This is a genomic window from Methylobacterium sp. UNC300MFChir4.1 (assembly GCF_900110155.1).
GTDB lineage: Bacteria > Pseudomonadota > Alphaproteobacteria > Rhizobiales > Beijerinckiaceae > Methylobacterium.
Genome location: NZ_FOCS01000009.1, coordinates 1 through 15,436, shown reverse-complemented (window position 1 = coordinate 15,436; position 15,436 = coordinate 1). Strand labels below are relative to the sequence as shown.

The 15,436-nt window shown below is 72.6% G+C and carries 14 protein-coding genes and 1 pseudogene; 11 read left to right on the top strand and 4 right to left on the bottom strand.

Annotated features, from left to right (window positions below; genetic code table 11):
* Nucleotide 1: 1 nt before the first annotated feature.
* From BMY19_RS13855 to BMY19_RS13845, 3 genes are read right to left on the bottom strand one after another with little or no spacing between them, the layout of a single operon-like run.
* Complete coding sequence (locus tag BMY19_RS13855) at nucleotides 2-1,039, bottom strand: LLM class flavin-dependent oxidoreductase (RefSeq protein ID WP_100252063.1); 1,038 nt, start codon at nucleotides 1,037-1,039, stop codon at nucleotides 2-4.
* 45 nt (nucleotides 1,040-1,084) lie between these two features.
* On the bottom strand, nucleotides 1,085-1,426 hold the full coding sequence (locus BMY19_RS13850) for a type II toxin-antitoxin system RelE/ParE family toxin (RefSeq protein ID WP_026604932.1): 342 nt from the start codon (nucleotides 1,424-1,426) through the stop codon (nucleotides 1,085-1,087).
* Nucleotides 1,419-1,697: a ribbon-helix-helix domain-containing protein gene (locus BMY19_RS13845; RefSeq protein WP_326491885.1), complete on the bottom strand. Its 279-nt coding sequence runs from the start codon at nucleotides 1,695-1,697 to the stop codon at nucleotides 1,419-1,421. Before BMY19_RS13845 ends, BMY19_RS13850 begins: the two co-directional genes overlap by 8 nt.
* Nucleotides 1,698-1,863: 166 nt before the next feature.
* On the opposite strand from BMY19_RS13845, the gene BMY19_RS13840 reads away from it, so the two are divergent.
* The 4 genes from BMY19_RS13840 (at nucleotide 1,864) to BMY19_RS13825 (ending at nucleotide 5,811) form a co-directional block, all read left to right on the top strand.
* Entirely contained in the window at nucleotides 1,864-3,066 is a 1,203-nt protein-coding gene (locus BMY19_RS13840) for a pyridoxal phosphate-dependent aminotransferase (protein WP_020093181.1), read from the top strand.
* 26 nt (nucleotides 3,067-3,092) lie between these two features.
* Nucleotides 3,093-3,935 (top strand): NAD(P)-dependent oxidoreductase, encoded by an 843-nt coding sequence (locus BMY19_RS13835; RefSeq protein ID WP_100252062.1) that lies wholly within the window; start codon nucleotides 3,093-3,095, stop codon nucleotides 3,933-3,935.
* 427 nt (nucleotides 3,936-4,362) lie between these two features.
* Nucleotides 4,363-4,743 (top strand): hypothetical protein, encoded by a 381-nt coding sequence (locus BMY19_RS13830; RefSeq protein WP_020093179.1) that lies wholly within the window; start codon nucleotides 4,363-4,365, stop codon nucleotides 4,741-4,743.
* A gap of 114 nt (nucleotides 4,744-4,857) precedes the next feature.
* Nucleotides 4,858-5,811, top strand: coding sequence for a DMT family transporter (locus BMY19_RS13825; RefSeq protein ID WP_020093178.1), 954 nt, complete (start codon nucleotides 4,858-4,860; stop codon nucleotides 5,809-5,811).
* Between the two features lie 32 nt (nucleotides 5,812-5,843).
* On the opposite strand, the gene BMY19_RS13820 is transcribed toward BMY19_RS13825, so the two are convergent.
* On the bottom strand, nucleotides 5,844-6,113 hold the full coding sequence (locus tag BMY19_RS13820; protein WP_012318778.1) for a hypothetical protein: 270 nt from the start codon (nucleotides 6,111-6,113) through the stop codon (nucleotides 5,844-5,846).
* 336 nt (nucleotides 6,114-6,449) lie between these two features.
* Between BMY19_RS13820 and ileS the strand changes: the two genes are divergently transcribed.
* From ileS to BMY19_RS13785, 7 genes and pseudogenes are all read left to right on the top strand, one after another.
* Nucleotides 6,450-9,416 (top strand): isoleucine--tRNA ligase, encoded by a 2,967-nt coding sequence (gene ileS / locus BMY19_RS13815; protein WP_100252061.1) that lies wholly within the window; start codon nucleotides 6,450-6,452, stop codon nucleotides 9,414-9,416.
* An 85-nt stretch (nucleotides 9,417-9,501) separates the two neighbouring features.
* Nucleotides 9,502-10,017 (top strand): signal peptidase II, encoded by a 516-nt coding sequence (gene lspA, locus BMY19_RS13810; RefSeq protein ID WP_091677673.1) that lies wholly within the window; start codon nucleotides 9,502-9,504, stop codon nucleotides 10,015-10,017.
* A 160-nt stretch (nucleotides 10,018-10,177) separates the two neighbouring features.
* Nucleotides 10,178-10,843: a hypothetical protein gene (locus BMY19_RS13805; RefSeq protein ID WP_020093175.1), complete on the top strand. Its 666-nt coding sequence runs from the start codon at nucleotides 10,178-10,180 to the stop codon at nucleotides 10,841-10,843.
* Nucleotides 10,844-11,002: 159 nt separating this feature from the next.
* Entirely contained in the window at nucleotides 11,003-12,412 is a 1,410-nt protein-coding gene (locus tag BMY19_RS13800) for a M16 family metallopeptidase (RefSeq protein ID WP_020093174.1), read from the top strand.
* 107 nt (nucleotides 12,413-12,519) lie between these two features.
* Nucleotides 12,520-13,815, top strand: a complete 1,296-nt coding sequence (locus tag BMY19_RS13795) for a M16 family metallopeptidase (RefSeq protein ID WP_100252060.1) — start codon at nucleotides 12,520-12,522, stop codon at nucleotides 13,813-13,815.
* 232 nt (nucleotides 13,816-14,047) lie between these two features.
* Complete coding sequence (locus BMY19_RS13790; protein ID WP_100252059.1) at nucleotides 14,048-14,998, top strand: ring-cleaving dioxygenase; 951 nt, start codon at nucleotides 14,048-14,050, stop codon at nucleotides 14,996-14,998.
* Nucleotides 14,999-15,314: 316 nt separating this feature from the next.
* A pseudogene (locus BMY19_RS13785) lies at nucleotides 15,315-15,436 on the top strand (ferredoxin--NADP reductase); the annotation flags it as partial.

The following is a 15,436-nucleotide window of genomic DNA, read 5'->3' as shown; positions in this document are numbered from 1 at the left end:
CTCAGGCCGCCTGTGAGGCGGCGCCGAGCCCCCAGGCCTGCGCGAGCCGCGCGTAGGAATCGTGCCGCGCCGCCTGGTCGGGGATCGCCGAGACGATCATCAGCTCGTCGGCCTGCGTGCGCGCGACCATCTCGGCGAGCCGGGCCCGCAGGGTCTCGGGGCCGCCCACGTGCAGGCGGTCGCGGCCGCGCTCGATCTGCACCCGCTCGCCGTCGGAATACGGGTAGTCCAGCGCCTCGGCGAGGCTCGGCAGAGGCCGGTACTCGCCGCGCTCCCGCCGCAGCGTCGCGAGCCGCGCGCTGGAGGCGAGGCGCTCGGCCTCCGCGTCCGTGGCGGCGCAGATCGCCGCCACCGCCAGGATCGCGTGGGGCTTCGCGCCGAGCCGCGTCGGCCGGAACCGGGTCCGGTAGTCCAGCATCGGCGGCTCCGCGGGCATCCCGGAGAAGTGCTGCGCGAAGCCGAAGCCGCAGCCGATCTCGCCGGCGAGGCGGGCGCTGTAGTCGGAGGAGCCGAGCAGGAAGATCGGCGGCAGCGGCACCCCCGCGGGGCTCGCCTCGATCCGCGCGAACGGGTGCCCCTCCGGGAAGCCGCCGTCCCAGAACAGCAGCTCCTGAAGGCGGTCGAGGAAGTCGTCCCCGCCCCCGTGGCCGCCGCCCTCCCCCGGCGCTTCCCGGCGGCGCAGCGCCCGCGCGGTGATTCCGTCCGTGCCGGGCGCGCGCCCGAGACCGAGGTCGATCCGGCCGGGGAACAGGGCCTCCAGCACCCGGAAGCGCTCGGCCACCATCAGCGGCGCGTGGTTCGGCAGCATGATGCCGCCCGAGCCGACCCGGAGGTTGCGGGTCGCGGCGGCGATCTGGCCGATCATGATCTCGGGCGCCGGGCTCGCCACGTTGGGGAGCGCGTGGTGCTCGGCGAGCCAGTAGCGCCGGTAGCCGAGGTTATCGACGTGGCGGGCGAGGGCCAGCGTGTCGTGCAGCGCCCGCGCCGGGGTCGAGTCAGCGCTGACGAAGGAGAGGTCGAGGACGGAGAGCGGGGTCATGCCGGAGAGATGGGGGTCTGGGCCGGCCGGTGCGAGGGCAGTTCGTCAGGACGGGGGCTCCTGAGCTTCTTCCGTGGTATCGCCTGGATAGACCGCCTCGAAATCGCGGCCGCCATAGAAGATATTGAGGATCCTCACGGATCCACGTTCCACGCGATAGGCGATCACAGCCGATCTCTCGAACGCCACCGTTCGCAAGCCTTCCAAGAGATCGTCACGGGGTCGGCCCGCATGCGGTGCGTGGCCGATTCGGTCGCACCGATCCTTGATCCGCTGCGTGAAGCGCTGCGCCGTCGCGACGTTCTGACTCCGCTGCAAGACCGTTCGGAAGATGCCGGCCAGATCGGCCTGCGCTTGAGGGCGAAACGCAACAGGCAGTCTACGCACGGCGGGTGTCGTGCCGCGCTTCAGCGAACATCCTGTCGAGATCCTCTTGAACCTCTTCGATGCTCAGATCCGGCCGCGGATCGTCCAGGGAACGCCGGATGCGGGCGCGGATGTCATCGAGACGCTCGGCATCCTCGCGTCGCTGGCGTTGCAGGGCGTGCACGGCCTCGTCGAGCAGCGCGTCCACCGAAGCGTACTCACCGGCCTCGACGCTCTCCCGCACGGCGCGGAGCGTGTCCGGTGCCAGGGTGATGCTGATCGTCTCGCCCATCGGCAGGGCCTCTCGTTCCGTCCCGATTCCGAGGATCATAGCAGAAACGTCGCTCCCGCGCGCCGCCGCGGCGTCTCACGCTTGCCGGCTCAGCGTCCCGGGCCTAGGGTCCGCCGCGCCGCGGGGAAGCGGCGCCTGATCGCAAAAATCCGGAGCACCGCACGCCATGGCTCTCCTCGCCGACGTCCTCTCGCGGGTGAAGCCGTCCGCGACCATCGTGATGACCCAGAAGGCCCGGGACCTGAAGGCCTCCGGCGTCGACGTCATCAGCCTGTCGGTGGGCGAGCCCGACTTCGACACGCCCGAGCACATCAAGCAGGCCGCCATCGCGGCGATCCACCGGAACGAGACCCGCTACCCGCCGGTCTCCGGGATCGTGCCCCTGCGCGAGGCGATCGTGCGCAAGTTCAAGCGCGAGAACGGGCTCGACTACAAGGTCTCGCAGACCATCGTGGGCACCGGCGGCAAGCAGGTGCTGTACAACGCGTTCCTCGCCACGCTGAACCCCGGCGACGAGGTGGTGATCCCCCGCCCCTACTGGGTGTCCTACCCGGAGATGGTCGGGCTGTGCGGCGGCACGCCGGTCTTCGCCGACACCGACATGGCCAACGGCTTCAAGCTCCAGGCCGAGGAGCTCGACCGGGTCCTGACCCCGAAGACCAAGTGGATCGTCCTCAACTCGCCGTCGAACCCGTCGGGCGCCGCCTATTCCCGCGCCGAGATGAAGGCGCTCACCGACGTGCTGCTCCGCTACCCGGACGTGCACATCCTCACCGACGACATCTACGAGCACCTCACCTACGGCGACTTCGCGTTCGTCACGCCGGCCCAGGTCGAGCCGCAGCTGATCGAGCGGACGCTGACGATGAACGGCGTCTCGAAGGGCTACGCCATGACCGGCTGGCGCATCGGCTACGCGGCCGGGCCGGAAGCGCTCATTAAGGCGATGGACTTCGTCCAGGGCCAGCAGACCTCCGGCGCCAGCACGATCGCGCAGTGGGCGGCGGTGGCCGCCCTCGACGGGCCGCAGGACCACCTCGCCACGTTCCGGGCCGCCTTCCAGGGCCGGCGCGACCTCGTCGTGTCGATGCTCAACCAGACCAACGGGCTGACCTGCCCGACGCCGGAGGGCGCGTTCTACGTCTACCCGTCCTGCGCGGCGCTGATCGGCAAGCGGACCGAGGCCGGCAAGACCATCGAGACCGACGAGGACTTCGTCATGGAGCTGCTCCAGGCCGAGGGCGTGGCGGCGGTCCACGGCTCGGCCTTCGGCCTCGGCCCGAACCTGCGCATCTCCTACGCGACGTCGAACGCGGTGCTGGAGGAGGCCTGCCGGCGCATCCAGCGCTTCTGCGGCTCGCTGCGGTAGCGGCCCCGAGGTCCCGGAGGCGTCCCGTGCCCACGATCGCGGTGATCGCCCCGGGCGCCATGGGCAGCGCCGTCGGGGCCCGGCTCGCCGGGCACGGCGCCCGGGTACTGACCTCCCTGGACGGGCGCGGGGCGGCGAGCCGCGCCCGGGCCGCGGCCGCCGGCATGGCGCATGCCGGGGACGGCGAGCTCGCCGCCGCCGATCTCCTGCTCTCCATCGTGCCGCCCGCCGACGCGGAGGCGCTGGCCCGCCGGCTCGCGCCCGCCCTGGCGGCGGCCCCGCGCAAGCCGGTCTACATCGACGCCAACGCCGTCAGCCCGGAGACGGTCGGGCGCGTCGCCAGGATCGTCGCGGCCACCGGCGCGCCATTCCTCGACGGCGCGATCCTGGGCCTGCCGCCGAAGCCCGGCGCCAAGGGGCCGCGCGTCTACGTCTCGGGTCCCGAGACGGCCCCGGCCCTGGTCCTGCGCGACCTCGGCCTCGACCTGCGCGTCTGCCCCGGCGCGGTCGGCGCCGCCTCCAGCCTCAAGATGAGCTATGCCGGCCTCAACAAGGGCCTGACGGCGCTCGCCGCGCTCGTGATCGGCGCCGCCGAGCGCGCCGGCGCCGGGGAAGCGCTGCTGGCCGAGCTCGCCGAGAACGAGCCGTCGCTGCTGGCCCGGTTCGCCAGGGGGCTGCCCGACATGGTGCCGAAGGCCTATCGCTGGGCGCCCGAGATGGAGGAGATCGCCGGGTTCCTCGGGCCCGACGCGGCCGGGCGGCAGGTCTTCTCCGGCTACGCCGCGCTCTACCGGCGCCTCGCCGCGGAGGACGGCGCGGACGAGATCGCCGCGCTGATGCGCTTCGTCGCGCCCGCGGCGGAGCACTGATCGCCGCGGGGTCCCGGAAACGGCCCCGCCTCTGTTGCCGGCTCGGCTGTCACCCTCTACACGGGCTGTCCCCAGCGGCCGATGCGCCTGAAGGTTTCGCGAGCCCGCTCGGGCCTGCATGGCGGCGGGGTCGGCAGTGACGGGACGGTCCGGACCAGTTCTCTGGGCCGTTCCTGTGAGGCTCAGTGGGCCGAGTCGCTGCAGGAGTGTCGGGAGCGCGGGGAACAGGAACCGCGGGTCCGGCGCATGGCCCACATGATTTCCCACCCGATTCCGCCCGCGAGACGGGTCGCGGGCGCGGGTCCCTGACCCGTTCCGGGACAGGGGCGCACGGGGCCGTTGCGGCTTCGTTCACGCTCCCGCGCGATGATGCGTCCGGGCCGGGGATCCGGTTCCGCGTAACCGCGTTCTCTCGGGCCTGACGACCATGCGAGCCCTGCTCACCAGCGGCATCAAGGCGATTCTCGGCATCGCCGCGCTCTCCACCGCCGCGCACTGGACCCTCCGGGTCCAGCGCGAGTCCGCCGCCCCCGCGGTCGCGACGGCGAGCCTCGCCGAGCCCGCCGCGACCGGCTCCATCGAGCCGCGCCGGGTCGAACGGGCCGCTGCGCTGGCGCCCGCGCCGGTCGCCGCGGCGGCGCCTGTTCCCGCTGCGCCCGCGCGCGCCGCCGCGGGGCTCGACCAGTCGCACCTCGCCGCCCTGATCGCCGGCGCGACGCCGCCCAAGCCGAAGCTCGCCAAGGCCGCCACCAAGACGGCCTCCGCCGAGAAGGCCCCCGTTGCCGAGAAGGTCGCGGCGAAGCGCTGAGCCGCCGCCGTCGCGGGCGACCGTGCCGGCTGCATGGTTCCCCTGCGCGCCGGCCGGTACCCGCACGGCACCGGGCGTGGCAGGGATTTCGGCCTCTACCGAGATTGGTCAGGCATGAGCACGCAGGTCGCGACCTCCGTCCCCGACGACAGCGCCGCGCCGCGCGCCGCTCCGGAGGCCGACCTCGCCGGCCGCCGGCGGATCGTCGGCATCGCCCTGATGTGCGGGGCCGTCGCCTTCTTCGCGAGCCTCGACGCCTGCGGCAAGACCCTGGCCCGGGCCGGCGTCGATCCCCTGGTCACCACCTTCATGCGCTACGCGGCGAGCGTCGCCATGATCTCGCTGTTCATCAACCCGGTACGCACGCCGGGCGTCGTGAAGAGCCGGCGCCTGCCGCTGCAGATCGCGCGCTCCCTGCTGCTCTTCGCCTCCACGGCGCTCAACTTCCTGGCCCTGCGCTACCTGCAGCTCGCCGAGACGATCTCGATCCAGTTCGCCGCGCCGCTCACCGTGGCGCTGCTCGCCGGGCCGCTGCTCGGCGAGTGGTCGTCGCGGGCGCGGCTGGCGGCGATCGGCGTCGGCTTCCTGGGCGTGCTGGTGATCGTGCGGCCGGGCGCCGGCGGCATGCATCCGGCCGCGCTGCTCTGCGTCGCCAACGTGGTGGTCTACGCCTTCTACGCGATCATCACGCGCAAGCTCGCGGCCTACGACTCGACCGCCACGACCATGTTCTACACGGGCCTCGCGGGACTCGCGCTGATGGCCCCGCTCCTACCGTGGATCTGGACGAGCCCGGCGAGCCTGACCCACTGGGCGCTGCTGTTCGGGGTCGCGCTGTTCGGAACGCTGGGCCACTGGCTGCTGGTGATGGCCCATGCCCGGGCCCCGGCCAACGTGCTGGCGCCGTTCATCTACACGCAGCTGCTGTGGTCGGTGACGCTCGGCTTCCTGCTGTTCGGCGACGTTCCGAGCCGCTGGACCGTGGCGGGCGCCATGATCGTCGTCGGCTCCGGCCTGTACCTCCTGGCGCAGGAGACGATCCGCCGGGAGGCGCGGCCGGCCGCCTGAGGCGACCGGCCGGACCCTGTTACGGGACCCTGTCAGCGGCCGAGGCGCTCCTGGCGCTCCATCCGCTCCTCGCGGCGGTTCTCGCGCGCCCGGCGGGCCGGGTCCGGATCGGTGCCGAGCACGCCGCCGACGGTGCCGGTCGCCGCGCCGACCGCGCCGCCGACGACCCCGCCCACGGGGCCGGCCGCGGCCGTGCCGTCCTCGACGCCGCGCTGGGCGCCGCGCGCCGTGCCCTGGGCCTCCGCGGCGCCCGCGTAGGCCAGCGGCGCGAGGGCGAGGGTCGCGATCAGAAGCTTCTTCATGGGGCTACTCCCGGATGTCTGTCCGAATCGGCTCCGCGCCGCCGCGGCGGGCGGAGGGTGTGTCGGTCAACGGTTCAGACGCCGATTGGTCCCATCCGCGGTCACGGGCGCGTGATCCGCGCTGCCGCTGGCCTCCGGCCGGGGCGGCTGGTAGAGAACCCGTCATGCACGCTTCGCGCGCCCTGCGCGGCCCCGGCCGCCCGATCCGAATTACCGGCCCGGCCTCCGCCTGAGGGCCCGCTCCAGCGCGGCCGCGCGGAGGTCCGGGATCCTCCTGCCGCCCGACCCGATTCCGCCGGCCCGACGCTGCCGGCCCGACCGCCGATGCGAGATCCGATGACCGCCCCCGAGACCGCGCCCGCCCGCGACTATTCCAAGACCCTGTTCCTGCCGCAGACCGAGTTCCCGATGCGCGCCGGCCTGCCGGTGCGCGAGCCGCTCTTTATCGAGCGCTGGAAGCGGATGGACCTCTACGGCAAGCTGCGCGCCCGCGGTCAGGGCCGGCCAAAATTCGTGCTCCACGACGGCCCGCCCTACGCCAACGGCAACATCCACATCGGCACGGCGCTCAACAAGATCCTCAAGGACGTGGTGGTCCGCTCGCAGACCGCCCTCGGCTTCGACGCCAACTACGTCCCGGGCTGGGACTGCCACGGCCTGCCGATCGAGTGGAAGATCGAGGAGCAGTACCGCGCCAAGGGCCGCAACAAGGACGACGTGCCGGTGATCGAGTTCCGGCAGGAATGCCGGACCTTCGCGGCCCAGTGGCTCGACGTGCAGCGCGAGGAGTTCAAGCGGCTCGGCGTCACCGGCGACTGGGACCATCCCTACGCCACCATGGCGTTCCCCGCCGAGGCCGTGATCGCCGACGAGCTGATGAAGTTCTCGATGAGCGGCCAGCTCTATCGCGGCTCCAAGCCGGTGATGTGGTCGGTGGTCGAGAAGACCGCGCTGGCCGAAGCCGAGGTCGAGTACGAGGAGCACGTCAGCGACACGATTTTTTGCGCGTTTCCGATCCGGTCCGGCGCCGAGGGCGATCTCGCGCAGGCGCGGGTGGTGATCTGGACGACCACTCCGTGGACGATCCCGGGCAACCGCGCCGTCGCGTTCTCCAAAAAAATTGCCTACGGCCTGTACCGGGTCACGGAGGCGCCGGCCGACAACTGGGCGGTGCCCGGCCAGACCTACCTGCTCGCCGACAGCCTCGCCGCCACGGTGTTCAAAGCCGCCCGGGTCGAGGCGTTCGCGCGCGTCGCCGACGTGAGCCCTTCGACGCTCGCCGGCCTGACCCTGGACCACCCGCTGGCGAAGCTCGGCTACGGCTTCGCCGTGCCGATGCTCGACGGCGACCACGTCACCGACGAGTCCGGCACGGGCTTCGTCCACACGGCGCCGAGCCACGGCCGCGAGGATTTCGAGCTCTGGATGGCGAGCGGCCGGCTGCTGCGCGAGCGCGGCATCGACGCGACCATCCCCTACACGGTCGACGCCGACAGCGTGCTCACGGAGGCCGCTCCGGGCTTCACCGGCACCCGCGTGCTCACCGCCAAGGGCGAGAAGGGCGACGCCAACAAGGCGGTCATCGCCGCGCTGACGGAGGCCGGGGCGCTGATCGCCCGCGGGGTGCTGCGCCACCAGTACCCGCATTCCTGGCGGTCCAAGAAGCCGGTGATCTTCCGCAACACGCCGCAATGGTTCATCGCCATGGACCGGCCGGTGGATTCGCTGGGCAACCGGTCGCTGCGCGAGGTGGCGCTCCAGGGCATCGACGACACCCAGTGGGTGCCGACGCAAGGAAAGAACCGCATCACCGGCATGGTCGCCAACCGGCCGGACTGGGTGGTCTCGCGCCAGCGCGCCTGGGGCGTTCCGATCACCGTCTTCGTCCACCGGGAGACCGCCGAGATCCTCAAGGACGATGCCGTCAACGCCCGCATCCGCGACGCCTTCGCCGCGGAGGGCGCCGACGCGTGGTTCCGGGACGATGCCGCGCAGCGCTTCCTGGCGCCCGACCACGACCCGGCCGCCTACGAGAAGGTCACCGACGTCCTCGACGTCTGGTTCGATTCCGGATCGACCCACGCCTTCGTGCTCGACGATCCGGAGGCCTTCCCGGGGCTCGCCGGGGTGAAGCGCGTCCGCGACGGCGGCCAGGACCGGGTCATGTACCTGGAGGGCTCCGACCAGCACCGCGGTTGGTTCCAGTCCTCGCTGCTCGAATCCGCCGGCACCCGCGGCCGGGCGCCCTACGACATCGTCCTGACCCACGGCTTCGTGCTCGACGGCAAGGGCCTGAAGATGTCGAAGTCGAAGGGCAACGTCGTCGCGCCGCAGAGCGTCATCAAGGATTCGGGCGCCGACATCCTGCGCCTCTGGGTCGCCGCCTCCGACTACACCGACGACCTGCGCATCGGCCCGGAGATCATCAAGACGTTTGCCGAAACTTACCGGAAGCTGCGCAACAGCTTGCGCTGGATGCTGGGCTCCCTCGCCCACCGGGTGCCGGGCGACGACGTGGCGTACAAGGAGATGCCGGAGCTGGAGCGGCTGATCCTGCACCGGCTCGCCGAGCTCGACGGCGAGATCCGCGAGGCCTACGCGGCGTTCGACACCAAGCGGGTGGTGGCGCTGCTCAACGGCTTCATGACTGGCGACCTGTCGTCCTTCTACTTCGACGTGCGCAAGGACGCCCTGTACTGCGATCCCGTGTCCTCGGTCCGCCGGCGGGCGGCGCTGCAGGTGATCGACGAGGCCTTCCGCCGGGTGACGATCTGGCTCGCCCCGGTGCTCGCCTTCACCGCCGAGGAGGCGTGGCTCGACCGCTACCCGTCCGAGGACGGCTCGGTGCATCTCCAGACCCTGCCGGAGACCCCGGCTGACTGGCTCGACGCCCCCCTCGCGGAGCGCTGGCAAAAAATCCGGCGGGTGCGGCGGGTGGTCACCGGCGCCCTGGAGATCGAGCGCGCGGCCAAGCGCATCGGCGCGAGCCTGGAGGCGGCGCCGACGGTCTACGTGGCGGATCCGGAGCTTCTCGCGGCGCTCGAGGGCTGCGACTTCGCCGATACCTGCATCACCTCGGACATCGCCGTTGTGGCGGGCGAGGGCCCGGCCGAGGCCTTCCGCCTCGACGAGGTGCGCGGCGTGGCGGTGGTGCCGAGCCCGGCCGAGGGTCGCAAATGTGCCCGGTCCTGGCGGGTCAGCCCGGAGGTGGGCAGCGACCCGGACTACCCGGACGTGACGCCCCGCGACGCCCAGGCCCTGCGCGAGTGGGACGCGGCGCATCCGGAGGCGAGCGCGGCGTGAGGGCGTTCCGCGTCGTCGGCGGCGCCACCCCCTCTCCCCGCCCGCGGGGAGCGGGGGGCGCCGGCCCGGGCCAGGCGCGCCGCCCGTGACGCCCTTCCGCGCCGGCCTCCTGGCCCTCGTCCTCACACTGGTCCTCGACCAGGCCAGCAAGCTCGGCCTCTATTTCGGCACCGACCTCGTGCTGACGCAGCCCTGGCGGCTGGCGCCCTTCGCCGACTTCGTGGTGGTCTGGAACCGGGGGGTCTCCTACGGGCTGTTCCAGCAGGAGGGCGGGATCGGCCGCTGGCTCCTCGTGGCCCTGTCGCTCGCCGCCGCGATCGGCCTCGGGATCTGGATGCGGCGGGCCTCGTCGCGCCTTCTCGGCGTCGCCCTCGGGTTGATCGTCGGGGGCGCGCTCGGCAACGCCATCGACCGGGCCGCCTACGGCGCCGTCTTCGATTTCGTCCACCTGCATGCCGGCGGCTGGTCCTGGTACGTGTTCAACGTCGCCGACGCGGCGATCGTGGCCGGCGTGATCGGCCTGATCCTCGACAGCCTGTCCCCGGACGGCCGCAGGGGCCGGGCGTCCCCGCCGCAGGGCGACCCGGCGCCGCGCCTGTGATCCCTGCAACACACAGGTCCTCCCGCGTCCCCCTCCTGGCGCGACGCAGTCAAGGCGCCATACGATCGCCGGAAACCGGTCTCAGGCCGGGACCTGTCGGATCGGGCCGCGCCGCGGCCTTCCCAGAGCCGGACGCTCCGTCCGGAACCCGTGAGGCAGCATGACCGGGCATCGCAGGCTTCGTCCCCTCCTCTCCGCCGCGGTGGCCCTGGCTCCGCTCTGCGTCGTCGGTGCCGCGCACGCGCAGGAGCGCGGCGAGTTCATGCGCGACGCCCTGTCGGGCATCGGCCTCCTGGAGAAGCGCCAGGATCCGATCGACTATCACGAGCGGCCGCCGCTGGTGATGCCGCCCAAGATCGACGGCAAGGCCCTGCCGCAGCCGAGGGCGCGCTCCACCAGCACCGCCTGGCCGAAGGATCCCGAGATCGTGGAGCGCGAGCGCGCCGCCGTGGAGCGGCGCAATCCCAAGGGCTCCCAGGCCCAGGGCCGCTACGACGACAACAACGCGACGCTCTCCGTGGAGGAGATGCGCGGCGGCCGCCGTGCCGGCGCGGGCCTGACGACCACCGCCGAGCGCAAGCCCGGCGACAACAACCGCGACGACAGCCTGCTCAGCCCCTTCGAGCTGCTCAAGGGCAAGAGCGCCAACGCCGAGCCCTCCGACATCGAGCCGAGCCGCGACACGCTCACGGACCCGCCGACCGGGTACCGGCAGTCGCCCAAGCAGCTGGCCCGGCCGCCGTCGAGCGACCCGATCAACAACGCCAGCCGCGAGCGCGAGGAGTCGGATCCCCGCGCGTATCTCCGTCAGCGCGCGCAGCAGTGACGGGGGCGCCGTGTCGCCGTTGCAACGGCGACACGGCGTGGCAACATGAGATGATCGTCCCGGTGCGGTTCTTGCGCCCCGGTGACCAGGACGGCCCCGATCCGCGCGCGCATCCCGACGCGGGACGCTTCGATCCGGGGCCGGCAGAAGGAAAGCGGAATGCACCTGTTCAGGAAGGCGACGCCCACCCTCTTCCCGCTGCGTCCGGGCTCGCCCTACGGCGGCAGCGCCGGCCGGGGCGAGGCCGCGCCGTTCGGGCGTTCCGAGGCGGGCGGACCGGAAGTGACGGCCTTCACCCTCGACAACGGCCTCGACGTGGTGGTCGTCCCCGACCACCGGGCCCCCGTCGCCACCCACATGATCTGGTACCGCAACGGTTCGGCCGATGATCCGCTCGGCCAGTCGGGCATCGCCCACTTCCTCGAGCACCTGATGTTCAAGGGCACCGAGAAGCACCCGGTCGGGGCCTTCTCCAAGGCGGTGTCGGGCCTGGGCGGCCAGGAGAACGCCTTCACCAGCTACGACTACACCGCCTACTTCCAGCGGGTCGCCCGGGATCACCTCGGCACCATGATGGAATTCGAGGCGGACCGCATGAGCGGCCTCGTCCTCGACGACGCCGTCGTCGCCCCCGAGCGCGACGTCGTGCTGGAGGAGCGGCGCATGCGGGTCGAGACCGACCCCTCCGCCCAGCTCTCCGAGGCGATGGCGGCCGGCCTGTTCGTGCACCATCCCTACGGCATCCCGATCATCGGCTGGATGCACGAGATCGAGGGCCTGAACCGCGAGCACGCGCTGGCCTACTACAAGCGCTTCTACACCCCCGAGAACGCCATCCTGGTGGTGGCCGGCGACGTCACGCCCGACGAGGTCCGGCGCCTCGCCGAGACCACCTACGGCCGCGTGACGCCCCAGGGTGCCCGGCCCGAGCGCCTGCGGGCGCGGGAGCCGGAGCCGAAGGCCCTGCGCCGCGTCGCCGTCGCCGACCCGAAGGTCGAGCAGCCGACCCTGCAGCGCCTCTACCTGACCCCGTCCTGCATCACCGCCCGGGACGGCGGCTGCCACGACCTCGAGCTGCTGGCCGAGGTGCTGGGCGGCGGCTCGACCTCCTACCTCTACCGCAAGCTGGTCATGGAGACCGGCCTCGCGGTGAATGCCGGCGCCTGGTACATGGGCTCGGCGATCGACGACACCCGCTTCTCCGTCTACGCGGTGCCCGCCGAGGGCGTGCCGCTGGAGAAGCTGGAGGAGGCCGTCGACAGGGTGCTGCGCCGCGCCCCCGCGGAGGCCCTGGACGCCGAGGCGATCGAGCGCGCCAAGACCCGCCTCGTGGCCGAGACCGTCTACTCCTCCGACAGCCAGTCGTCGCTCGCCCGCATCTACGGCTCGGCGCTGGCGATCGGCGAGACCATCGAGGAGGTCCGCCGCTGGCCGACCGACATCGAGGGGGTGACGCAGGCGCGTCTCAAGGGCGCCGCCGAGCGCTGGCTGACGCCGGCCCGCTCGGTCACCGGTTACCTGACCAAGGCGCAGGATCCCGACGCCCCGGTCGCGATGGCCGCCGAGTAACCCCGGGTGCGTCCCGCCGGACCCGTGACGGGTCCGGGCGGGGCGTTCTGCCGAACGGGAGCCCTGGCCCGCTCCGCCGTCGCCCGAGATAGAGACACGAGGTTCCCATGAGCTTGGCCGAGACTCTGGTCGAGACCACCGCCCAAACCGTCAGCTCGCCCACCACGGCGCTGCCGGTGACGACCGCCCCCGGCATCGAGGCGTGGCACGTCGAGTCGCCGGTGGTGCCGATGATCGCCCTGGCCTTCACCTTCGAGGGCGGCGCCGCCCAGGACCCGGCCGGCAAGGCCGGCTGCGCGCAGATGCTGGCGCGGCTCCTCGACGAGGGCGCCGGCGATCTGACTTCCGACCTGTTCCAGGAGCGGCTCGCCGCCCGGGCAATCGAGCTGTCGTTCCACGCGGGGGCCGACGCGGTCGGCGGCTCGCTGAAGATGCTGGTCAAGCACGCCGACGAGGGTATCGCGCTCCTCGCCCTGGCGCTGGCCAAACCCCGCCTCGACCCTGACGCGATCGAGCGCGTCCGCGCCCAGATCATCGCCGGCCTGCGCTACCAGCAGAACGATCCGGGCGTGCTGGCCTCCCGCCGCTTCTTCAAGGAGGCGTTCGCCGGCCATCCCTACGCCCGCCCGTCCTCCGGCACCGTGGAGAGCGTGACGGCGATCACCCGGGACGACCTGCTGGCGATGCACGCCCGCATCATCGGCCGCGGCCGGGTGAAGGTGGCGGCGGTCGGCGCCATCGGCGCCGAGCAGCTCGCCGAGGGCCTGAACCGCGCCTTCGGAACCCTGCCGGAGGCCGGGGCGCTGAAGGCGGTGCCGCGCACCGAAGTGCACGATCTCGGCAAGCGCGTCGTCGTCGACCTCGACGTGCCCCAGTCGGTGATCCGGTTCGGCATGGCCGGCGTGCCGTGGCGCGACCCGGACTTCATCCCGGCCTACGTGCTGAACCACATCCTCGGCGGCGGCGCCTTCACGTCCCGCCTGTTCCAGGAGGTGCGCGAGAAGCGCGGCCTCGCCTACTCGGTCGGGACCTCGCTCGTCAGCCACCGCTCGGCCGCGATGACCTGGGGCTACACCGCCACCAAGAACGAGCGCGTCGGCGAGGCCCTGTCGGTGATCGGCGACGAGATCGGCCGGCTGATCACGGACGGCCCGGACGACGACGAGCTGCAGAAGGCCAAGGATTACCTGACCGGCTCCTACGCCCTCGGCTTCGACACCTCGACCAAGATCGCCCACCAGCTGGTGCAGATCGCCTTCGAGGAGCTGGGCATGGACTACATCGCCCGGCGCAACGCGATGGTCTCGGCCGTGACCCAGGCGGATATCCGCCGGGCCGCCGCCCGCACCTTCGCGGACGGCAAGATGCTGGTGGTCGCCGCCGGCCGGCCCGTGGGGCTCTGAGAAGCGGGCCTCGGGACCGCGGTTCGGCGAAATCCGCCGCGCCCGGGTACCGATCGCCGCGTAGCGGCCGCGCCGCCGGTCCGGGGCGCGGCGCCTCTCGGGCGGCGATCGCTGCGGGCCGACCGCGGCGCGGCCCCGGAGGAACGGGTGCCGGCCGCCCGATCCGCGGGCCGCTCGCGAAGCCGCCGCCGCTCCCCACCTGAGGCGCGACGCGGCGAACCCCAGGACCGACATGCAGCTCACCGGCATCCACCATCTCACCGCGGTGACCGCCCGCGCGGCGGAGAACGTCGCCTTCTACACGGGCACGCTCGGCCTGCGGCTCGTGAAGAAGACGGTGAACCAGGACGACGTCTCGGCCTACCACCTGTTCTACGCCGACGGGCTGGCGAGCCCCGGCACCGACATCACCTTCTTCGACTGGCCGGCGCCCCGGGAGCGGCGGGGCTCCGGCAGCATCACCCGCACGCACCTGCGCGTCCCGGGCGAGGGCGCGGTCGCGTGGTGGCACGCGCGCCTGCGCGAGGCCGGGATCGTCGAGGCCGAGCCCGCCGCGCGCGACGGGCGCCTCACCCTCGATTTCGAGGATCCGGAGGGCCAGCGCCTCGCCCTGGTGGACGATGGCGGGACCGGGCCGGAGCATCCCTGGGACGGCTCGCCCGTGCCGGCCGCCTACCAGATCCGCGGCCTCGGCCCGATCCGGCTGTCGGTGCCGGACCCGGCCCGCACCGCCGCCGTGCTGACCGAGGTGCTCGGCCTGCGCCGGGACCGCGCCTTCGAGACGGGCGACGGCCCGGTGGAGGTCTACGCGATGGGACCCGGCGGCCCGGCCGCCGAGCTCCAGCTCCTGGCCGACCGGTCCGCGCCGGCCCGCCAGGGCGCCGGCGCGGTCCACCACGTCGCCTTCCGCATCCCGGACGGGGATTACGAGGCCTGGTCCGACAGGCTCCGGGCGGCGCGGGTGCCGAGCAGCGGGCCGGTGGACCGCTACTACTTCCGCAGCCTCTATTTCCGCGAGCCCAACGGCATCCTGTTCGAGATCGCCACCGACGGGCCGGGTTTCACCGCGGACGAGCCCCTGGAGACCCTGGGCGAGCGCCTGGCCCTGCCGCCGTTCCTGGAGCCGCGCCGGGCCGAGATCGAGGCCGGGCTCGCGCCGCTCCGGCCCGCCGCCCCCCTCTGAGGGCGGCGCCCGGGGCCGGCTCTGCGGCAACCCTCCCATGTCCGGAACGGCGCTGCGGAGCGTCCGCGAAGACGCTAAATCTTCGAACGATTCCAGGCCGTTCACTTCTTTCGCCAGTGTGATCCCGGCACGCCTTGACGGACGTGCTGCAACTGCGAAAGAAGCGGCGCGCGTGTGTTTGCAACCGGATCCGGGCGGGTTCCCTGCCGAGGATCCACCCCCGCCCGAGCGGGGCGGCGGGGATCCCCCGCACCACGGGCCCCGAATCGTCGGGGCCGTGTGCCGAGCGTCAGAGGATTCGAGGACTGATCCGTCGATGAGCAAGTTCTACGAGGAGCGCGTTCTGTCGGTCCACCACTGGACCGACAACCTGTTCTCGTTCCGCACGACGCGGGATCCGGCGTTCCGGTTCCGCAACGGCGAGTTCACCATGATCGG

Excerpts from the sequence above, each read along its gene's own strand:
- BMY19_RS13855 (WP_100252063.1), bottom strand. The coding sequence starts at position 1,039 with ATGACCCCGCTCTCCGTCCTCGACCTCTCCTTCGTCAGCGCTGACTCG.
- BMY19_RS13845 (WP_326491885.1), bottom strand. The coding sequence starts at position 1,697 with ATGGGCGAGACGATCAGCATCACCCTGGCACCGGACACGCTCCGCGCC.
- BMY19_RS13840 (WP_020093181.1), top strand. The coding sequence starts at position 1,864 with ATGGCTCTCCTCGCCGACGTCCTCTCGCGGGTGAAGCCGTCCGCGACC.
- BMY19_RS13830 (WP_020093179.1), top strand. The coding sequence starts at position 4,363 with ATGCGAGCCCTGCTCACCAGCGGCATCAAGGCGATTCTCGGCATCGCC.
- BMY19_RS13825 (WP_020093178.1), top strand. The coding sequence starts at position 4,858 with ATGAGCACGCAGGTCGCGACCTCCGTCCCCGACGACAGCGCCGCGCCG.
- BMY19_RS13820 (WP_012318778.1), bottom strand. The coding sequence starts at position 6,113 with ATGAAGAAGCTTCTGATCGCGACCCTCGCCCTCGCGCCGCTGGCCTAC.
- ileS (WP_100252061.1), top strand. The coding sequence starts at position 6,450 with ATGACCGCCCCCGAGACCGCGCCCGCCCGCGACTATTCCAAGACCCTG.
- BMY19_RS13805 (WP_020093175.1), top strand. The coding sequence starts at position 10,178 with ATGACCGGGCATCGCAGGCTTCGTCCCCTCCTCTCCGCCGCGGTGGCC.
- BMY19_RS13800 (WP_020093174.1), top strand. The coding sequence starts at position 11,003 with ATGCACCTGTTCAGGAAGGCGACGCCCACCCTCTTCCCGCTGCGTCCG.
- BMY19_RS13795 (WP_100252060.1), top strand. The coding sequence starts at position 12,520 with ATGAGCTTGGCCGAGACTCTGGTCGAGACCACCGCCCAAACCGTCAGC.
- BMY19_RS13790 (WP_100252059.1), top strand. The coding sequence starts at position 14,048 with ATGCAGCTCACCGGCATCCACCATCTCACCGCGGTGACCGCCCGCGCG.